Below are 15,749 nucleotides of genomic sequence, written 5' to 3' on the forward strand. Positions count from 1 at the left end.
ACCGCGCCGACAGTCGGCAGGCGATAGCCGGCACCCACGGAACGCAGCGCGTTCCAACTGTCATCACCAATGGCGCTTGCACGACGCGTGATCGCCACAGGATCGTATTTCCATGTTTAAAATCGAACCGCATGCCTATCCGGCAGCGCGACCAGTGCTGGCTCATTTGTCCCTGAGCCATGTAGCCGTCAGTTCTCTTCTTGACGGATTGATCAGCGGCGAAATCTGGATGGACAGTCCTCAAGAGCCCAATGTTGCAGTCGCAATCGTCGGAGACGCATATTTTCTTGCTGGTGATCCCAGCATCTCTCCACAGACACGTGAGGCCCTCACAGGCCTGCTCCCAGACTGGATCTATCTCCAGACAGAGCCTCGCTGGATCCCCCACCTGGCCACCATATGGCGCAACAAATTCGCTTTGGAACACCCTCGCATCCGCCTTGCGCCCTGCCCCGGCCGCAGACTGCCCGAACGCTCTGTACCACCGCCCGAATACGAGATCGTCCCGATCAACCGCGCCTTGTTTGAGAGTCAACCGGCCAATCTTCAGGATCTGAAGGATGCCATGGAAGAATGGTCTTCGCCGAAAGATTTCTTCAACTCCGCCGTCGGCTTTTGTGCAGTAAGTGAAAACAGGGTCGTCAGTTACAGCCTGACGGATTGTGTCAGCGGCCATCGTTGCGAACTGGGGGTGAGGACCCATCCTGATTTCAGGCGGCAAGGACTTGGCCTGGCCGTCGCCTCGGCGACAGTACAAGAATGCGTCCGGCGCGGGCTTACGGACATTGAGTGGCACACGCACGCGTCCAACAAGGGATCCCTGGCCATCGGAACCGCGATCGGACTTGTCGAGCAGCAAGACTACAGTGCTTTCGCCTGCCGACTGCCTGCTGAAAACGCAGGGGATCTGGAGCCCGACACCTGCCGGACGCTGGCCTTGCACTTCGAACGCGCCAGCGCGCATATGCTTTGGTGCAGATTCCCCGCAGCTGGCGCCTGGGTTCTATCGGGCGACCACGAAAAGGCGATAGAGAACATCCGTTTGCTGTTCCAGAACGACTGGCAGGGTGACAGCCGGTGGCTTGAAAACTTCTGGGCGCTAAGGCCACTTCAGAACGATCCGGCCTTTCGGGCCTTGCTCACGTCCCGGCAAAACCCGCCGTCTGCTTGACAAACGGCAGTGACAAACAGAGTTGCCCGGCACCGAAAGGAGCACAATGCCGGGCAAGCAAAAGAAGGTTACGGCAGAAACCGATTTGACCGTAAGAAATGTTTTCAGCAGACCAATCGACGTTCGCTAGTCTCCCAGCCGCACCGAAGAACTGGTTGACTGGTCAGCGCTGGAAAAACCGATATTGTGCAGGACCTGGTTGGCACCTACGGAAATCACCACGATGGCCGCAAAGGCCAGAAGCATCGCTTTCATTGTGTCTCTCCCTCAGTGGCTCCACCGGCACCTGCCGTTCGCATGTAGTCGATCAGGTCGTCGCGATCTTCCGGCTTGACGATCCGCTGCATCGGCATCTTCGAGCCGGGAATATAGTGGTCGGGACCGTCCAGGAACAGCTGGTTGATCGTTTCGGCCGACCAGATGATATCAGATCCGATCAGGGTTTCGGAATAAGGATAGCCAGGAAGCGTGCCGGCCTGGCGACCGAAGACCTTGTAGAGCGTTGGTCCGGCCTTGCGCCCCCCCTCTTCGCTGAGCGCATGGCAGATCGAACACTTGCGGGCGAATTGCCGCTCGCCATTGCTCATCTTTTCCGGTTTCTTCAGGAATTGCGGCGTTTCGGTCGCCATCGGATCAAAGCTGGCCAGATCCGCCAGCGGCCAGGAATAGACGATGTTTTCAATGCCGCCGGCATGCAGAACCGTGCCGTCCTTCGAAAAGGCCAGCGCCCAGATCGGTCCTTTCAGCGCCGCGCGAAAATCGGTCTCGATCGCCCAGCTCTCCGTGTCCATCACCGTGATGTACCCATGACCGTCGCCGGTCGCCAGCTTGGTGCCGTCCGGACTGATGGCAAGGGCCAGGATCGGCCGGCGCTCGAAGGAAATGTCTTTCAGCCGTTCACCGGTCTCGATGTCGACGATGCGTGTGACCCCGTCCTGGGACCCATAGGCAATCCAGCTTTCCGTCTCCCCGAGCCCCCCAAGGGCGATCACGTTGATGCCGAAGCCATTGCGGTCGATGATGCGTTTTTCAGATCGCCCGGCAAGATCCCAGAGCTTGATCGAGCCATCGACCGAGGCCGAATAGAGCCGCTGACCGTCGCCCGAAAAGACGACCGCATTGACCCCGGCCGTGTGGCCCTCAAGAAAGTCCGGCGCGCCCCCGGACACGGGCCAGAGCCCGACACGGGCGTCCCAGCTGGCGCTGGCGATCAGCGACTTGTCGGGCGAAACAGCAAGCCCCATCACCTTGGCTGTGTGCCCCTCAAGGCGAGTGGACATTGCCGCCGCCGGGTCCCACAGGATCAGGTCGTTGTCATCGCCTGCGGAAACGACCCTGTCACCGTCGACGAATCGAACCACCTTCACCGCCGCTGCGTGCCCTTCTAGCCAGGCGGGCACCCGGCCCGACCAGAGACCGACCGAATTGTCGAAGCTCGCAGTCGCCACTTTTCCGGTTTCCGGCGAGACATCAATGCCCATGATCGGGCCACCGTGCCCCTTCAGAGTCTGGAAATCAGCGGCCTGGGCGAGTGTTGTCAGAGCGGCAGAAACCAGCAGCGTGATGAAATAGCCGGCGCATTTTTCAGACCGGCCTAGCACAGCGTGAACCGGGCTCCTGGGCTCCCGGGTGGTCGCTTCAATCGACTGCACAGGATGAAGGGCCCTGTGTCCCCGCTTTCGCGAGGATGACAGACGGCGCAAGCAAGACGTCCAGGGTTCTTCCTTCCGAGGCAAACCGGTCATACCTGGATCGGCCCTATTCCGCCGGGACCGCGTCTTTTGCCGCGGAGGCGGCCTTCCGGTCTGCTTCCTCGACCTCCTCGACCCAGAGGCCGTGGTGTTCGCGCGCCCATTGCAGCTCGACTTCGCCGGACCCCATGGCGTCGTAGGCACCTTCCATGCCCACCGAGCCGATATAGATATGCGCCAGAATCATCGCGATCATCACGAACGCAATGATCGAGTGCCAGAGCTGGGCGTATTGCATCTCCTCATGTGGTGCGAGGACTGTCGGCAGCGTGCCAAAGCCAAGCAGTTGCGGCAGGCCGGTCGCATTCAGGAGTTCGAAGGTTCCCGCAAACATCGGCATTTCGAACGGGAAAAGCAGTGACAGGCCGGAAGCGGAAATCGAGGCGCCGAGGACGATCACGCCCCAGAAGATCATCTTCTGACCGAAATTGAATTTGCGCGCGGGCGGATGAACGCCCTTTTTCAGGAGCCCCCCGCCAACAGCGATCCATTTCAGATCAGTCTTGTTCGGGATGTTGTGCACCACCCACATCACGAACACCATGGCGAGCCCGAGCATAAAGGCCCAGGCAACGTTGTTATGGATCCACTTGGAGGCCAGCGCGATCGGAGCAAAGGCATCCTTGCCGATCAGCGGGATGATCACGAGGCGGCCGAACAGTGTCAGAAGACCGGTCACACCAAGCAGGATAAAGGACCCGGCAAGCAGCCAGTGCCCGAACCGTTCTACGGCCTTGAAGCGGGTGATGGTCCGGCCGGTTTTCTGGCCGTCAATCCGAATGCGGCCACGGAGCAGGTAAAACAGTCCCAGGAACACAATCGTCGCGCCAAGCAGATAGGCGCCATAGGTCGCCAGTGGCCCCTTACGCCACTCCAGCCAGCGCATGCCGCCATCCTGCATCAGGACAGTGGCCTCCTTGCCTCCGGAAGACACCTTGATATCGGCCGACCCGAAACGCAGCGCTCGCCAGAGTTCCGGATCGGAAACCCCACCCAATGTTCCAAGCTGAGAGGAAATGCCGGCGGCCGAATTCGGATCGCCCGTGGCATTGCGGCGGAAATCGTTGTCGACCTTCTCGCCGCGCTGCCGCTTCATGATGTCTTCCAGGGTCTGGGCGCCGCCGGTCGCGGACCGGTTGGGAACGTTTTCCAGAGCCTGATCCTGCGCAAATCCCTGGGACAGGAAGGCGAAGAGAACAACAACTGCCAAGGCAAGGCGTTTCATCACCGGGTCCTCATCATCTTGAAATCTCGGGTTTCGTCATGTCAGACAAACTAGGCGGCACAGCACTGTACCGCCCGCATGTTTGTTTGTTGCGGGCACACGCGCCCGAAAGATCCGGTGGCGAAGCCCCTCCAACGCCACCGGTCGTTCCGTCCGATCAGTTGCCCTGACGGCCGTAGGCAGAGCCCCAGCCCCAGGCGCCGGAGCCGAAGCCACGGGCAACCACACGCTCGCGGTAGATGGCGGAGACGACGTCGCCATCACCTGCCAGGAGCGCCTTGGTGGAGCACATTTCCGCACAGATCGGCAATTTGCCTTCGGCAATACGGTTGCGGCCGTATTTGGCAAATTCCGCGGTCGAGTTGTTCTCTTCCGGACCACCTGCACAGAAGGTGCATTTGTCCATCTTGCCGCGTGATCCGAAATTGCCCGCTTGCGGGAATTGCGGCGCGCCGAACGGACAGGCGTAGAAGCAGTAGCCGCAGCCAATGCAAAGGTCCTTCGAGTGAAGCACCACGCCTTCTTCGTTCTGGTAGAAACAATCGACCGGGCACACCGCCATGCAGGGTGCGTCCGAACAGTGCATGCAGGCCACGGAGATCGACCGTTCGCCCGGCTTGCCATCATTGATGGTCACCACCCGGCGGCGGTTGATGCCCCAGGGCACCTCATGCTCGTTCTTACAAGCCGTCACACAGGCATTGCACTCAATGCAACGCTCAGCGTCACAAAGGAACTTAGCCCTCGCTTGTCCAAGTGCCATTGCATTTCCTCCTTACGCTGCCGAGATCTTGCAGAGAGTGGCTTTGGTCTCCTGCATCTGGGTGACCGAATCGTAGCCGTAGGTCTGCGCCGTGTTGGTGCTTTCACCCAGGACATACGGATCGGCTCCCGACGGATACTTGGACCGCTGGTCTTCGCCCTGGAAATGGCCGCCGAAGTGGAACGGCATGAAGGCAACGCCCTCGCCGACCCGTTCGGTCACCATCGCCATGACCTTGACCTTGCCGCCTTCCGGACCTTCAACCCAGACCTGCGCGCCGTCCCTTACCCCGAGATTGTTGGCATCCCGCGGATTGATTTCGACGAACATGTCCTGCTGAAGCTCGGCAAGCCATGGGTTTGACCGGGTTTCGTCGCCGCCGCCTTCATATTCCACCAGTCGGCCGGACGTCAGGATGATCGGGTAATCCTTGGAGAAGTCCTGCTTCTGGATGGAAGCGTAAAGCGTCGGCAGGCGGTAGAATTTCCGGTCCTCGTAGGTCGGATAATCTGCCACCAGGTCCCGGCGGTTGGTGTAGAGCGGCTCGCGGTGGAGCGGGATCGGATCCGGGAAAGTCCAGACCACGGCCCGCGCCTTGGCGTTGCCGAAGGGGGCACAGCCATGTTTGATGGCAACCCTCTGGATACCGCCAGAGAGGTCGGTCTTCCAGTTGGTCTTCGGTCCTGCGACCGCATCGATGGCAGCCCGTTCCTCGTCGGTCAGGTCGCCATCCCAGCCGAGATCCATCAGCATCTGCATGGTGAACTCGGGATAGCCGTCCTGAATTTCCGCGCCCGGGTTGGAAACGCCGTCCGCCAGGAGGTTCTGGCCATCGCGTTCCACGCCGAAACGGGCCCGGAAGCACAGGCCGCCTTCCGCGACAGGTTTGGACATGTCGTAGAGGTTCGGCGTTCCCGGGTGGTTCATTTCCGGCGTGCCCCAGCAGGGCCACGGCATGCCATAATAATCGCCGTCATTCGGGCCACCCACGGCCTGCAGAGTCGTTCTGTCGAACGTGTGCTGGTTGGCCATGTGCGACTTGATCCGCTCCGGTGACTGACCGGTATAACCGATCGTCCACAGGCCGCGGTTCAGTTCGCGGGTGATGTCCTCGATATTCGGTGTTTCCGCATCTTCCATCTCGATGTTGCGGAAGAGACGGTCGCCCCAGCCGAACTTGTTCGCGAACTTGGCCATAATCACATGATCCGGCAGGCTCTCGAACAGCGGTTCCACCACCTTGTCGCGCCACTGCAGCGAGCGGTTCGACGCGGTCACGGAGCCACGGGTTTCGAACTGGGTACAGGCCGGCAGCAGATAGACACCGTCCGTGCGGTCATGAAGCACGGCAGAGACCGTCGGATACGGGTCGATCACGACCAGTGTATCCAGCTCTTCCATGGCCTTCTTCATTTCCACCATGCGGGTCTGGGAGTTCGGGGCATGCCCCCAAAGCACCATGGCCCGGACCGCATTGGGCTGGTCGGTATTGGCCGGATCTTCCAGAACACCGTCGATCCAGCGGCTGACCGGGATGCCGGTCAGGTTCATGAGGTTCTTCTCTTTGCCATCTGCACCAGTGGTGGTGGCGAACTGGCCTTTCAGCCAGTCGAGATCCTCGTCCCAGACGCGTGACCAGTGGCCCCAGGCACCTGCCGACAGGCCATAGTAGCCCGGCAGCGTGTGGCTCAGGACACCAAGGTCCGTTGCGCCCTGCACGTTGTCATGGCCGCGGAAGATGTTGGTACCACCGCCGGAGGTGCCCATGTTTCCGAGAGCCAGCTGCAGGATGCAGTAGGCACGGGTATTGTTGTTGCCGTTGGTGTGCTGGGTGCCGCCCATGCACCAGATCACGGTGCCCGGACGGTTGTTGGCAAGCGTCCGCGCCACGCGCTTCAGCTGGCTTTCCGGGGTCCCGGTCACACGCTCGACTTCATCCGGCGTCCACTTGGCGACCTCCTCGCGGATCTGATCCATGCCCCAGACACGGGTGCGGATGAACTCCTTGTCCTCCCAGCCGTTGTCGAAGATGTGCCAGAGAATGCCCCAGACCAGGGCGACGTCGGTGCCCGGACGGAAACGCACATATTCGTCGGCATGGGCCGCCGTGCGGGTGAAGCGCGGATCACAGACGATCACCGGCGCGTTGTTCTGTTCCTTGGCGCGCAGCACATGCAGCAGGGAAACCGGATGGGCTTCCGCTGGGTTGCCGCCGATGATGAAGATCGCCTTGGAATTATGGATGTCGTTGTAGCTGTTGGTCATGGCGCCGTAGCCCCATGTGTTGGCTACGCCGGCAACCGTTGTAGAGTGGCAGATACGGGCCTGGTGATCCACATTGTTCGTGCCCCAATAGGCCGCGAACTTGCGGAACAGATAGGCCTGCTCGTTGTTGTGCTTGGCCGAGCCGAGCCAGTAGACGCTGTCCGGGCCGCTTTCTTCCCGGATCTGCATCATCTGGTCGCCGATCTCGTTGATCGCCTCGTCCCAGCTGATGCGCTTCCACTCGCCGCCTTCCTTTTTCATCGGATATTTCAACCGGCGCTCGCCATGGGCGTGCTCGCGGACGGCCGCGCCTTTCGCGCAATGGGCGCCGAGGTTGAACGGGCTGTCCCATCCGGGCTCCTGGCCGACCCACACGCCGTTGGAGACTTCCGCGATTACGGTGCAGCCTACGGAACAGTGGGTACAGACGGATTTGACAAGATTGACCGCGTTGCTGCCGGCCTGAGCCTGCGCCTTGGTCACGGAACCGCCTGTGGCGGTGATGGCGGCGAGGCCGCCTGCGGCAAGACCGGATCCCTTCAGGAATGTCCGGCGGTCTACCGATTTATGTGCAGCGTCTCTAAGGATACTTGCACCCTGGGGGCGTCGCGCAACCCCATTGGTCTTTTTCCTAAGCATGTTGCCCTACCTTGCTTGTATCGAAATCGATACGGCTGGGTTGGATGTCAGTGTCCGGCCGTCGGGCGTCACGCAACCATTGGCCGGGGCAAATGAGATCAGGAGCAGGTCGTCTTGTCCGACGGCCGTGTCACTGATCCTGTCCAACGTCTTCGAGCATCGGATCTGCGAACTTCAGCAAAAGGGATGCTCAGGGCGTCCGGTCAGAACCGGGCGCTGTCGAAATAGGCGCGGGTATGCGCCGTGTCCTGCATCTTGTCCGAAGACAGATCAGGGGTCGCAGCTTCGGCGGTCCCGCCTGCGGCTGTCGCAGCCACGGCAACGGGCGCCGAAAGAGCGGCCAGTTTCAGGAAATCCCGGCGGCCAGTGCCCTCTTTGGGCTCCGCCTGTTCGGGTCGTTTCATCGCAGCAATCCTCCTCTCCTTGCGGCGGCTCCAGCCGCCTAAATTGCCTACGCAAGCTCTAGTTGGGCAGCATTTCGAAAGCCTCGGCTTCGACCTCCATGAACTGCCGCCCCAACGAGCCGACCGCCCCGTAAAAAACGGAACTCTTGGTCGCCTCGAGATCGGTGAAGAAGTGAACGGCCCAGGGCTCGATATGGGCCTTGAAGAATTCTCGCTGACCCGCAACCGGCGTGACGGAGCCGAAGCGGCCCGTAATCAGGCCGGCCATCATTTCCATCAGCGATGCGATATTGTCTTCCGGCTCGTGTTTACCGTCGGCGCGCTGGATCCCGCGCGACATCATGTCGGCACGCAGGTTGGCCAGCGGTTTTTCATTGAGGAAACCGGTCAGATAGTGACTGGCATAAGGAAGCAGTTCACCACGCCCGAGCCCGATGAAGAGGGTATTGAACTCCCGCTCCGCCGTTTCCGGTGCGGTCACCGGTGCAATCCGGGCCAGAACATCCAGCGATCGGCCGATCGGCGTATCGCTGCCCTTGAGGGCCGCGATCTGACCGAGCAGAACCCCGTCGGCGGGTGCGGCCAACAGAGTTCCAAGAAAGTCATAAAGGTCTGCCCGGGCCTGATCTTCCGGGTCAATCACAAATTCCCTGACCACTGCGGACATACGCCGCCTTCCTCCCTCACTGCGCGGTACGGGTACCACCCCTGTTGTTGTAAAACCGATTTCGACCCGACATAGACTTTAGTATTACGAATAGTCGAAGCGAAGCCGTCGTTTTCTTGGCGGGGGGATATCTACCTGTTCATCTAGGGCAGATTCTTCCAAATCAAGTGTAACCGCGTCCTCTTCAGAAGATTGGACGAGGTCGTCACCTTGCGTCAATTGAAAAAGTGCTTTTCTTTTTTCAACCAGATCGTTTTGCGTTGCAGTATTATCTTTGCACTGCACACTTTCTGCGTCGGACGCCACCGCGGCACTGTCTACCTCCGGCGGGGCGTCCGGGTCGCTCTTCGGCTCCGCTTCGGTGAGTTCTGCGAACTTGTCGAACATGCCCTTGCCGACCTGGTAAACGGTCTGCATGTCGGAGATCACCGTCGCCGCGTCTGTGTAATCCTCAGCGTAATCGACAAGGCCATCAAGATTGGCCAGCACCGGGTTCAGGGTCCAGAGCCGCCTGAGCGCGCGCCGGCGCAGGCGCTCCGGAACAGCAGCACCCAGAAACCTCTTGAAGTCATCGCTTTCGCTCAAGCTGTCGGGATCCGGAAGACCAAGCTCTTCCAGGATCTCCTCATCCGGCATCTCTTCCAGCCTCGACCGCTCTCCGGCAACGGCTTCGGCCGCCTTTTCAGCCTGTTCGGCTTCCTGCGCGGCCCGGACGGCTGCCTTGCGCCGGGACCAGAAGTCGCCAGGTGTGTCGTCGCCGCCCGTCACTGCAACGTGTCCTTCGGCTTTCGTCCGGGAGACCGGTAAACGTCGCTCAACTGCTTGATACGTGGATCGCCGATACCATCCTCGACAAGGTCGATGCGTTTCTTGTCACGCTTGCGCTTGATGAAAATCTCTTCTTCATGATGGGTCTCGACAAAGTCCCGGATCCAGGCAATCAGGCCAGGCGGCATCGGGATCTTCTCAACCTGGACCTCGCTGGAATCGGCATAGTCCTGCCCCTCATAGGCGGAAGCCGTCACAAGGGCGACTTCCAGAGGCACTTCGGCTTCGATTTCCTCCACCGGGCGCAGCACCACGTAGACAGACGGGACCTTGTCGGAGAGTGCCGTCAGATAGGCTTCGGTGTCCGCCCTGTGCAGTTCGAGCGGCACCGTCGCGGCATGATACTCAACCGCCTCGCCTTCCTCGCGCAGCACCGCCCAGTCGGCCGGCCCCGCTCCCGGCAGGACCGAGACCGGGCGCCACGAAAATTTCTGCCATTTGGTCACGCCGGGCAGGCGCCGGACCACGACGCCAAGCGGCATGGTCCGCGTCCGTTCCGTATTCACAGCCAAGCATCCTCCCAGATCCGGCAACCGGACTTAGTTCCTTATCCTGCCTATGCTGTCGCATGTCCGACAAATTTCAAGCCCCGCAGAAGTCGAACTTGACGCAGGTGAAGCTGCGCCCTTGTTATGGTGAGTGGGATTCGTCGAAAGGCCTGGCTGAGAAGGGCATCGACAAATCCAAGCGGGGGAGAGGACGCGCACAAGATGACGGAGACAAAGCTGCTGCTTTGTGACTGCCTGAAGTCTCAGGCGATCGATGCCGAAGCCATTGAAAATACGAGCGGTTTGACCTGCTCGGAAGTGCATACCGAACTTTGCCGGAAGGAAGCGGGGTTTGCCGAAGACGCACTCAGGGCGGGCAATGTCGTCATTGCCTGCCAGCAGGAACGGCAGGCATTTGAGGACCTTGCGGCGGAGTTGGATGTCGCTGATCCGGTTTTTGTCGACATTCGCGACCGGGCCGGCTGGACCGAAGATGCGAGTTCGGCCACGCCCAAGATGGCGGCACTCATTGCCGACGCCCTGTTGCCGCATCCCGGCGAGAAGGTCTTGGACATCTCGTCCGGTGGCACCTGCCTGATCCTGGGGGATACCGAGCCTGCTCTTGCCGCAGCAGCGGACCTCTGCAACACGCTCAGCGTGACCGTGCTGCTCGCCCCCGAGGCCGAACTTCCCGTCAACGACGACAGACGCTTCGACATCGTGCGTGGCCGCCTGAAGTCGGCAACGGGTGCCCTGGGCCAGTTCAAACTCTCCTTCGATGCCCTGCAGGAGCGCATTCCGGGAGGCCGCGGCGCCCCCGCCTGGACAGAGCCCAAAAACGGCGGCCGGACCGAATGCGATATTGTTCTTGATATCCGCCACACCCAGCCGCTCTTTCCGGCCGCCGAGAAGCGCGAAGGCTATCTGCGCGCCGATCCCGGCAGCGCAGACGCCTTTCGACGCGCGGTCCTGGAGGCCTCCCAGCTGATCGGCACCTTCGAGAAACCGATCCACATTCGCCTGGACGAAACACTTTGCGCCCATTCCCGCGCGCAGAAAACCGGCTGCAGCCGCTGCCTCGACCTCTGCCCGACCGGGGCAATCACACCGGCAGGGGACCACGTCGACGTGGATCCCATGATCTGTGCCGGCTGCGGCAGCTGTTCGGCGGCCTGCCCGTCCGGGGCAATTTCCTATGATGCACCGCCCGTCGCCCATACCTTTCAGCGCCTTAGGACACTTGCCTCCAGTTGGCGCGAACTGAGCGACACGGCCCCGCGTCTTCTGGTTCATGACAGTGGCCATGGCGCCGACCTGATCCGTTTGAGCGCCCGCTATGGCAAGGGCCTGCCGGCCGATGTCATTCCGATGGAAATGCCCGGTCTTGCCGGGTTCGGCCACGCCGAAGCCCTGGGCGCCCTGGCATCCGGTTTCAGCTCAGTCACGCTGCTTGCCTCTCCGACGACGGAAACCGACGGCATTCCCTTCCAGGTCGAGCTTGGCAACACGCTTGCCGGCCAGGACCGCATTTCCGTGATCGAGCCGACCGATCCGGATCAGCTGGAGGCTGCCCTTTACCTTGAACCTGCCTCAGCGCTGACCGAGCAACCGATCCTGCCGCTCGGGACGCGGCGCCAGATCACACGGCTTGCGGCAAAGGCGATCCATCCGGAAGGCAGCTTACTGTCCCTGCCCACCGGTGCCCCTTATGGTTCTGTCACACTCAACCAGGACGCCTGCACGCTTTGCCTGTCCTGTGTTTCCCTGTGCCCATCCGGTGCGCTCAAGGAAAATCCGGATCAACCGCAACTGCGTTTCCAGGAAGATGCCTGTCTGCAATGCGGCATCTGCACCAACATTTGCCCCGAAAGCGCTCTGAGCCTCGAACCGCGTCTCAATCTTGCCGACGAAGCCCTGCGTCCGCGGGTACTCAAGGAAGAAGAACCGTTCCACTGCGTTGAATGCGGCAAGCCGTTCGGAGTGCGCTCAATGGTCGAACGCATGACGGAAAAACTCGCCGGCAATCACTCCATGTTCAAGGACAACAAGGCCGCCAGACTGATCCAGATGTGCGACGACTGCCGGGTCAATTCGGTCTACCACTCGGAGAATAATCCATTCGCCATGGGCGAGCGGCCGCGCGTGCGCACCACCGATGACTATATCAGCAAGCGGCGCGATCATTGACGGATGTAGCAGGCAATCACTGGTACTGGATTGGCGCGCCAAGATCCGCCGGAGGGATCTGGGAGACGAATGCCAGAATGGCTTCAAGGTCTTCCAGGGTCATCTCCACCGGTGCGATCGGAGACGGCCGGCTGATATCGAAGGGCGGCGTGACGCCGTCAATGATGGTGAAGGCCGGATGGGGCTTGAGCACAAAAAACGCCTCGAAGCGCGCCTGCCAATCCGAGAAGGACCGCATCACGGCAAAGGAAGGCGACGAGCCGATCGTTGACATGCGCGTGGCTTCGTTGACCATGTGGCAACGCCCGCAATGCAATACGGACAGCTTCTCCCCCTCCTGCGCGTTTCCCGGCAAGACCACCGCTTCAACTGCCACCTGCTGGCCGAGTGCGGCAACGAACAGGGGTTTGCCCTCCGGCTGGAAGGACCCGATGGTTTTCTGGCCGACCTCACTGGCAAGCCAGTCCGTAAAGCGCGCGAGATGGACATTGTCCGCGTCAAGAACCGCCAGGGACCACATCCGGTCTAGTCCCTCGAACACGGGCTGGCCCGCGCCGCCTGCCGACAATGCGGCTTCCGCCGGCGCGCCCTCGTCCACAAGTTCGATCCGGATCTGCGTTTTCAGAGAAAACCGCGGCAGCAGGTGCTTGAGAAACCCGCTGTTCACCAGATCTTCCGGCGCACTTAACCGGAAGCTTTTGGATTGTGCCGCGCCCGTCCCGGGCACTACGCTGCAAAGCATCAAGCTCAACAGCCACAAGAAGACAAGACGACAGCCCACGCGCTCCTCCCTCACGTTGCCGGTCGATGACGTTAGGGTAGGAGCGGAAACGCCAGGCCGTCAATGCATTGACAATTGCAACGGGAGGATAAGATGAGCGACGATTTCAACATGTCCATGCGCAAGTTCCTGAAACAGGTGGGCGTCACCTCGCAGCAGGCGATCGAAAAAGCGGTCCGCGAAGCGGACAATGCGGACGGCAAGACCTTCAAGGTCAAGGCGGTTGTCACGATCGAGGAACTCGGCATGGAACATGTCGTCACCGGCGAAATCGAGGGGTAGGACGACAGTGCCGCTAAGCCGCGAAAGCGTTCTTGACGTCCTGAAAACCGTCAGCGACCCGGCAACGGGCGAGAACATCGTTGCCTCCGGCATGATGCGCGCGCTGCGCGTTTCGGACAGCGAAGTCCGGTTTGTCATGGAGATCGACGGCAGCCGTGTTGCCGAGATGGAGGCCCTGGCCGCCGAAGCGGAGAAAAAGCTGGGCAACTTGGACGGCTGTGACAGCGTGCAGATTGCCCTGACCGCCCATGCAGACCAGGCGCCCGCTCCGAAAAAACCCTCCGAACCACAGCCGATCAAACAGCGCCCGGCGCCGCCCGGCACCTCCGGACCTCAGAAAGTCCCCGGCATCGACCGGGTGATTGCAGTGGCTTCCGGCAAGGGCGGCGTCGGAAAATCGACCGTCGCGGCAAACCTGGCATGCGCTCTTGCCGCAGAAGGCCGCAAGGTCGGCCTGCTCGATGCTGATGTCTATGGGCCCTCGCAACCGAAAATGCTGGGAGTTTCCGGTCGGCCGACATCCCCCGACGGCCAGATGATCCTGCCGCTGCGCAATCACGGTGTCACCGTTATCTCCATCGGACTGATGACCAGGGAGGACGAAGCCGTGGTCTGGCGAGGCCCCATGCTGATGGGCGCGCTCCAACAAATGATGGCCCAGGTCCAGTGGGGCAAGCTGGATGTGCTGATCGTTGACCTGCCACCCGGCACCGGTGACGTCCAGATGACGCTTTGCCAGAAATTCGTCGTCGACGGCGCCGTCATCGTGTCGACACCGCAGGATGTTGCCCTGCTTGATGCCCGCAAGGGCATCAGCATGTTCACCGAAATGCAGGTGCCGATCATCGGCATGATCGAAAACATGTCGACCCATATCTGCTCCAAATGCGGTCACGAGGAACACGTTTTCGGTCATGGCGGCGTCGCCGCGGAAGCGGAAAAGCTCGGCGTTCCGCTGCTGGCCGAAGTGCCGCTGCATCTGAATATCAGGATGGCCGGCGACGGCGGTGTGCCCATCGCGATCAAGACGCCGGACGCGCCGGAAGCCGGCGTCTTCCGCCAGCTGGCCAAAACCCTTGTCGAGGAGGGGCATGCATGAGCGAACCGCAGTTCCCGCCGCTCTTTCAGGGCGAACCGCTCACTGGCCGGGCCGATCCGTTCGACAGGGCCATTGCGCTTGCCATTGCTGGCACCGATGCGGGCACGGTGGTCTATAACCTTCACGGATCACAGCTGCGGGCCAGTCTGATCTTTGCCCCGGAACAACCTCTGGAACGGGCGATGACCGCCCTGCCCGTCTGCGGTCTCGGACTGCAGGCTGCCCTCGGCGCCCTTGCACCGCCGGAAGTCGCCGTGCATCTTGAATGGGATGGCCGGGTCAGGGTCAACGGCGCCACCTGCGGACGGCTGCGCGCCAAGGCCTCATCCGTCCTGCCGGATGCCGAGCCCGACTGGCTCGTCATCGGCCTTGAACTCGACATGACAAGTCCGGAAGACAACCCCGGCAGCGACCCGACGCACACCTATCTTTCAGAAGAAGGCTGCGCGGATGTCACGGCCGAAGCGCTTCTGGAAGCCTGGGTCCGCCACAGCCTTTACTGGATCAACCGCTGGCTGGAAGACGGCCCCCGTCCCGTTCATGACGACTGGCGTGCGCTTGTGCCGAATATCGGCGAGCCCGTCGAGATTGACGGCCGGACGGGCACCTTTGTGGGTGTCGACGAGTCCTTTGGCCTGCTGCTTCGCCAGGGCAACGACACCAATCTGATCCCGCTATCCACCAGGCTGGAGGTTTGACCCCATGAAACTCGCCCGCGCCATTCACCTGGATGACAGCGACCGCAATGTCTTCTTTTCCCCTGCCCGCACCGGCGAATGGTGCCTGTCCGGTGGTTTTGAATTCTCCGACTGGTCGAACGCCGACCTGGAAGGCAAGGCCCGCCAGGCTTTTGCCAATGGCTGGCTGGGCCTCGAAACCTTCGGACGGGTGACCTTTGTTGCCGTCACCCCGATCGAGGAAGCGGAATTCGGGCAACTGGTCGACCGGCTGGCACAGCATTTTGTCGACATGTACGGCGCCCCCTCCGTCGACGCGGCAAGAGGCGTCGCGGAAGAAGAACTGCGTTACATGGCCGATCTGTGCGAAGAGCATCCGGAAAACACGCTGATGGCCGTGCAGCGGGAATTGACCGAGGAAGGCGTCCGGGAAGGTTTCCGGACAATCGCGGCACCGGAAGCAGAGCTCGACATGGTGGCCGTGCACGGTGACCAGCACTGATCCCGTCGGAACTGCATTCA

Annotated in this window: 16 protein-coding genes; 6 read left to right on the top strand and 10 right to left on the bottom strand. The window is 61.2% G+C overall.

From position 1 onward, the window contains the following. The first annotated feature begins 112 nt into the window (after nucleotides 1-112). On the top strand, nucleotides 113-1,171 hold the full coding sequence (locus ACO6TG_RS09950; RefSeq protein WP_422378036.1) for a GNAT family N-acetyltransferase: 1,059 nt from the start codon (nucleotides 113-115) through the stop codon (nucleotides 1,169-1,171). Between the two features lie 126 nt (nucleotides 1,172-1,297). Here the strand turns inward: ACO6TG_RS09950 and ACO6TG_RS09955 are convergent, their stop codons facing one another. The 9 genes from ACO6TG_RS09955 to ACO6TG_RS09995 all read right to left on the bottom strand — a co-directional run bounded on the left by ACO6TG_RS09955 (nucleotide 1,298) and on the right by ACO6TG_RS09995 (nucleotide 10,219). Beyond that, complete coding sequence (locus ACO6TG_RS09955) at nucleotides 1,298-1,426, bottom strand: hypothetical protein (RefSeq protein WP_422378037.1); 129 nt, start codon at nucleotides 1,424-1,426, stop codon at nucleotides 1,298-1,300. Next, nucleotides 1,423-2,823 (bottom strand): c-type cytochrome, encoded by a 1,401-nt coding sequence (locus ACO6TG_RS09960; RefSeq protein ID WP_422378038.1) that lies wholly within the window; start codon nucleotides 2,821-2,823, stop codon nucleotides 1,423-1,425. Before ACO6TG_RS09960 ends, ACO6TG_RS09955 begins: the two co-directional genes overlap by 4 nt. Nucleotides 2,824-2,929: 106 nt before the next feature. Continuing rightward, nucleotides 2,930-4,147, bottom strand: coding sequence for a formate dehydrogenase subunit gamma (locus tag ACO6TG_RS09965; protein ID WP_422378039.1), 1,218 nt, complete (start codon nucleotides 4,145-4,147; stop codon nucleotides 2,930-2,932). Nucleotides 4,148-4,304: 157 nt separating this feature from the next. After that, entirely contained in the window at nucleotides 4,305-4,910 is a 606-nt protein-coding gene (gene fdh3B, locus ACO6TG_RS09970; protein WP_094072251.1) for a formate dehydrogenase FDH3 subunit beta, read from the bottom strand. A 12-nt stretch (nucleotides 4,911-4,922) separates the two neighbouring features. Next, nucleotides 4,923-7,814 (bottom strand): formate dehydrogenase subunit alpha, encoded by a 2,892-nt coding sequence (locus tag ACO6TG_RS09975; protein ID WP_422378040.1) that lies wholly within the window; start codon nucleotides 7,812-7,814, stop codon nucleotides 4,923-4,925. Between the two features lie 203 nt (nucleotides 7,815-8,017). Beyond that, entirely contained in the window at nucleotides 8,018-8,218 is a 201-nt protein-coding gene (locus ACO6TG_RS09980) for a twin-arginine translocation pathway signal protein (RefSeq protein ID WP_094072253.1), read from the bottom strand. Nucleotides 8,219-8,276: 58 nt separating this feature from the next. After that, nucleotides 8,277-8,885, bottom strand: a complete 609-nt coding sequence (locus tag ACO6TG_RS09985; protein ID WP_422378041.1) for a TorD/DmsD family molecular chaperone — start codon at nucleotides 8,883-8,885, stop codon at nucleotides 8,277-8,279. An 84-nt stretch (nucleotides 8,886-8,969) separates the two neighbouring features. Further along, the gene (locus tag ACO6TG_RS09990) at nucleotides 8,970-9,653 is read right to left on the bottom strand and encodes a DUF3306 domain-containing protein (protein ID WP_422378042.1); all 684 of its coding nucleotides are present in this window, start codon (nucleotides 9,651-9,653) and stop codon (nucleotides 8,970-8,972) included. Then, complete coding sequence (locus ACO6TG_RS09995; RefSeq protein ID WP_247646289.1) at nucleotides 9,650-10,219, bottom strand: DUF3305 domain-containing protein; 570 nt, start codon at nucleotides 10,217-10,219, stop codon at nucleotides 9,650-9,652. The genes ACO6TG_RS09990 and ACO6TG_RS09995 overlap by 4 nt, the downstream gene beginning before the upstream one ends. 204 nt (nucleotides 10,220-10,423) lie before the next feature. Between ACO6TG_RS09995 and ACO6TG_RS10000 the strand changes: the two genes are divergently transcribed. Next, complete coding sequence (locus tag ACO6TG_RS10000; protein WP_422378043.1) at nucleotides 10,424-12,388, top strand: 4Fe-4S binding protein; 1,965 nt, start codon at nucleotides 10,424-10,426, stop codon at nucleotides 12,386-12,388. A 16-nt stretch (nucleotides 12,389-12,404) separates the two neighbouring features. Here ACO6TG_RS10000 and ACO6TG_RS10005 read toward each other — a convergent pair whose 3' ends face one another. Further along, entirely contained in the window at nucleotides 12,405-13,055 is a 651-nt protein-coding gene (locus ACO6TG_RS10005; protein ID WP_422378044.1) for a hypothetical protein, read from the bottom strand. Between the two features lie 207 nt (nucleotides 13,056-13,262). Here ACO6TG_RS10005 and ACO6TG_RS10010 point away from each other — a divergent pair, with 207 nt between their 5' ends. The 4 genes from ACO6TG_RS10010 to ACO6TG_RS10025 are packed head-to-tail and all read left to right on the top strand — an operon-like array spanning nucleotide 13,263 to nucleotide 15,729. Then, entirely contained in the window at nucleotides 13,263-13,451 is a 189-nt protein-coding gene (locus ACO6TG_RS10010) for a DUF6494 family protein (RefSeq protein WP_094072257.1), read from the top strand. 7 nt (nucleotides 13,452-13,458) lie between these two features. Beyond that, complete coding sequence (locus ACO6TG_RS10015; protein ID WP_422378045.1) at nucleotides 13,459-14,550, top strand: P-loop NTPase; 1,092 nt, start codon at nucleotides 13,459-13,461, stop codon at nucleotides 14,548-14,550. Then, a complete protein-coding gene (locus ACO6TG_RS10020) occupies nucleotides 14,547-15,248 on the top strand; it encodes a DUF4444 domain-containing protein (RefSeq protein ID WP_422378046.1) in 702 nt (233 codons plus the stop codon). Before ACO6TG_RS10015 ends, ACO6TG_RS10020 begins: the two co-directional genes overlap by 4 nt. Nucleotides 15,249-15,252: 4 nt before the next feature. Next, on the top strand, nucleotides 15,253-15,729 hold the full coding sequence (locus ACO6TG_RS10025; protein WP_422378047.1) for a DUF6505 family protein: 477 nt from the start codon (nucleotides 15,253-15,255) through the stop codon (nucleotides 15,727-15,729). Nucleotides 15,730-15,749 lie beyond the last annotated feature (20 nt).

The sequence above is a fragment of the Roseibium sp. genome (genome assembly GCF_965233565.1).
Taxonomy (GTDB): Bacteria; Pseudomonadota; Alphaproteobacteria; order Rhizobiales; family Stappiaceae; genus Roseibium.

Coding starts and splice junctions, on each gene's coding strand:
- ACO6TG_RS09950 (WP_422378036.1), top strand. CDS start 113: ATGTTTAAAATCGAACCGCATGCCTATCCGGCAGCGCGACCAGTGCTG.
- ACO6TG_RS09955 (WP_422378037.1), bottom strand. CDS start 1,426: ATGAAAGCGATGCTTCTGGCCTTTGCGGCCATCGTGGTGATTTCCGTA.
- ACO6TG_RS09965 (WP_422378039.1), bottom strand. CDS start 4,147: ATGAAACGCCTTGCCTTGGCAGTTGTTGTTCTCTTCGCCTTCCTGTCC.
- fdh3B (WP_094072251.1), bottom strand. CDS start 4,910: ATGGCACTTGGACAAGCGAGGGCTAAGTTCCTTTGTGACGCTGAGCGT.
- ACO6TG_RS09975 (WP_422378040.1), bottom strand. CDS start 7,814: ATGCTTAGGAAAAAGACCAATGGGGTTGCGCGACGCCCCCAGGGTGCA.
- ACO6TG_RS09980 (WP_094072253.1), bottom strand. CDS start 8,218: ATGAAACGACCCGAACAGGCGGAGCCCAAAGAGGGCACTGGCCGCCGG.
- ACO6TG_RS09985 (WP_422378041.1), bottom strand. CDS start 8,885: ATGTCCGCAGTGGTCAGGGAATTTGTGATTGACCCGGAAGATCAGGCC.
- ACO6TG_RS10000 (WP_422378043.1), top strand. CDS start 10,424: ATGACGGAGACAAAGCTGCTGCTTTGTGACTGCCTGAAGTCTCAGGCG.
- ACO6TG_RS10010 (WP_094072257.1), top strand. CDS start 13,263: ATGAGCGACGATTTCAACATGTCCATGCGCAAGTTCCTGAAACAGGTG.
- ACO6TG_RS10020 (WP_422378046.1), top strand. CDS start 14,547: ATGAGCGAACCGCAGTTCCCGCCGCTCTTTCAGGGCGAACCGCTCACT.
- ACO6TG_RS10025 (WP_422378047.1), top strand. CDS start 15,253: ATGAAACTCGCCCGCGCCATTCACCTGGATGACAGCGACCGCAATGTC.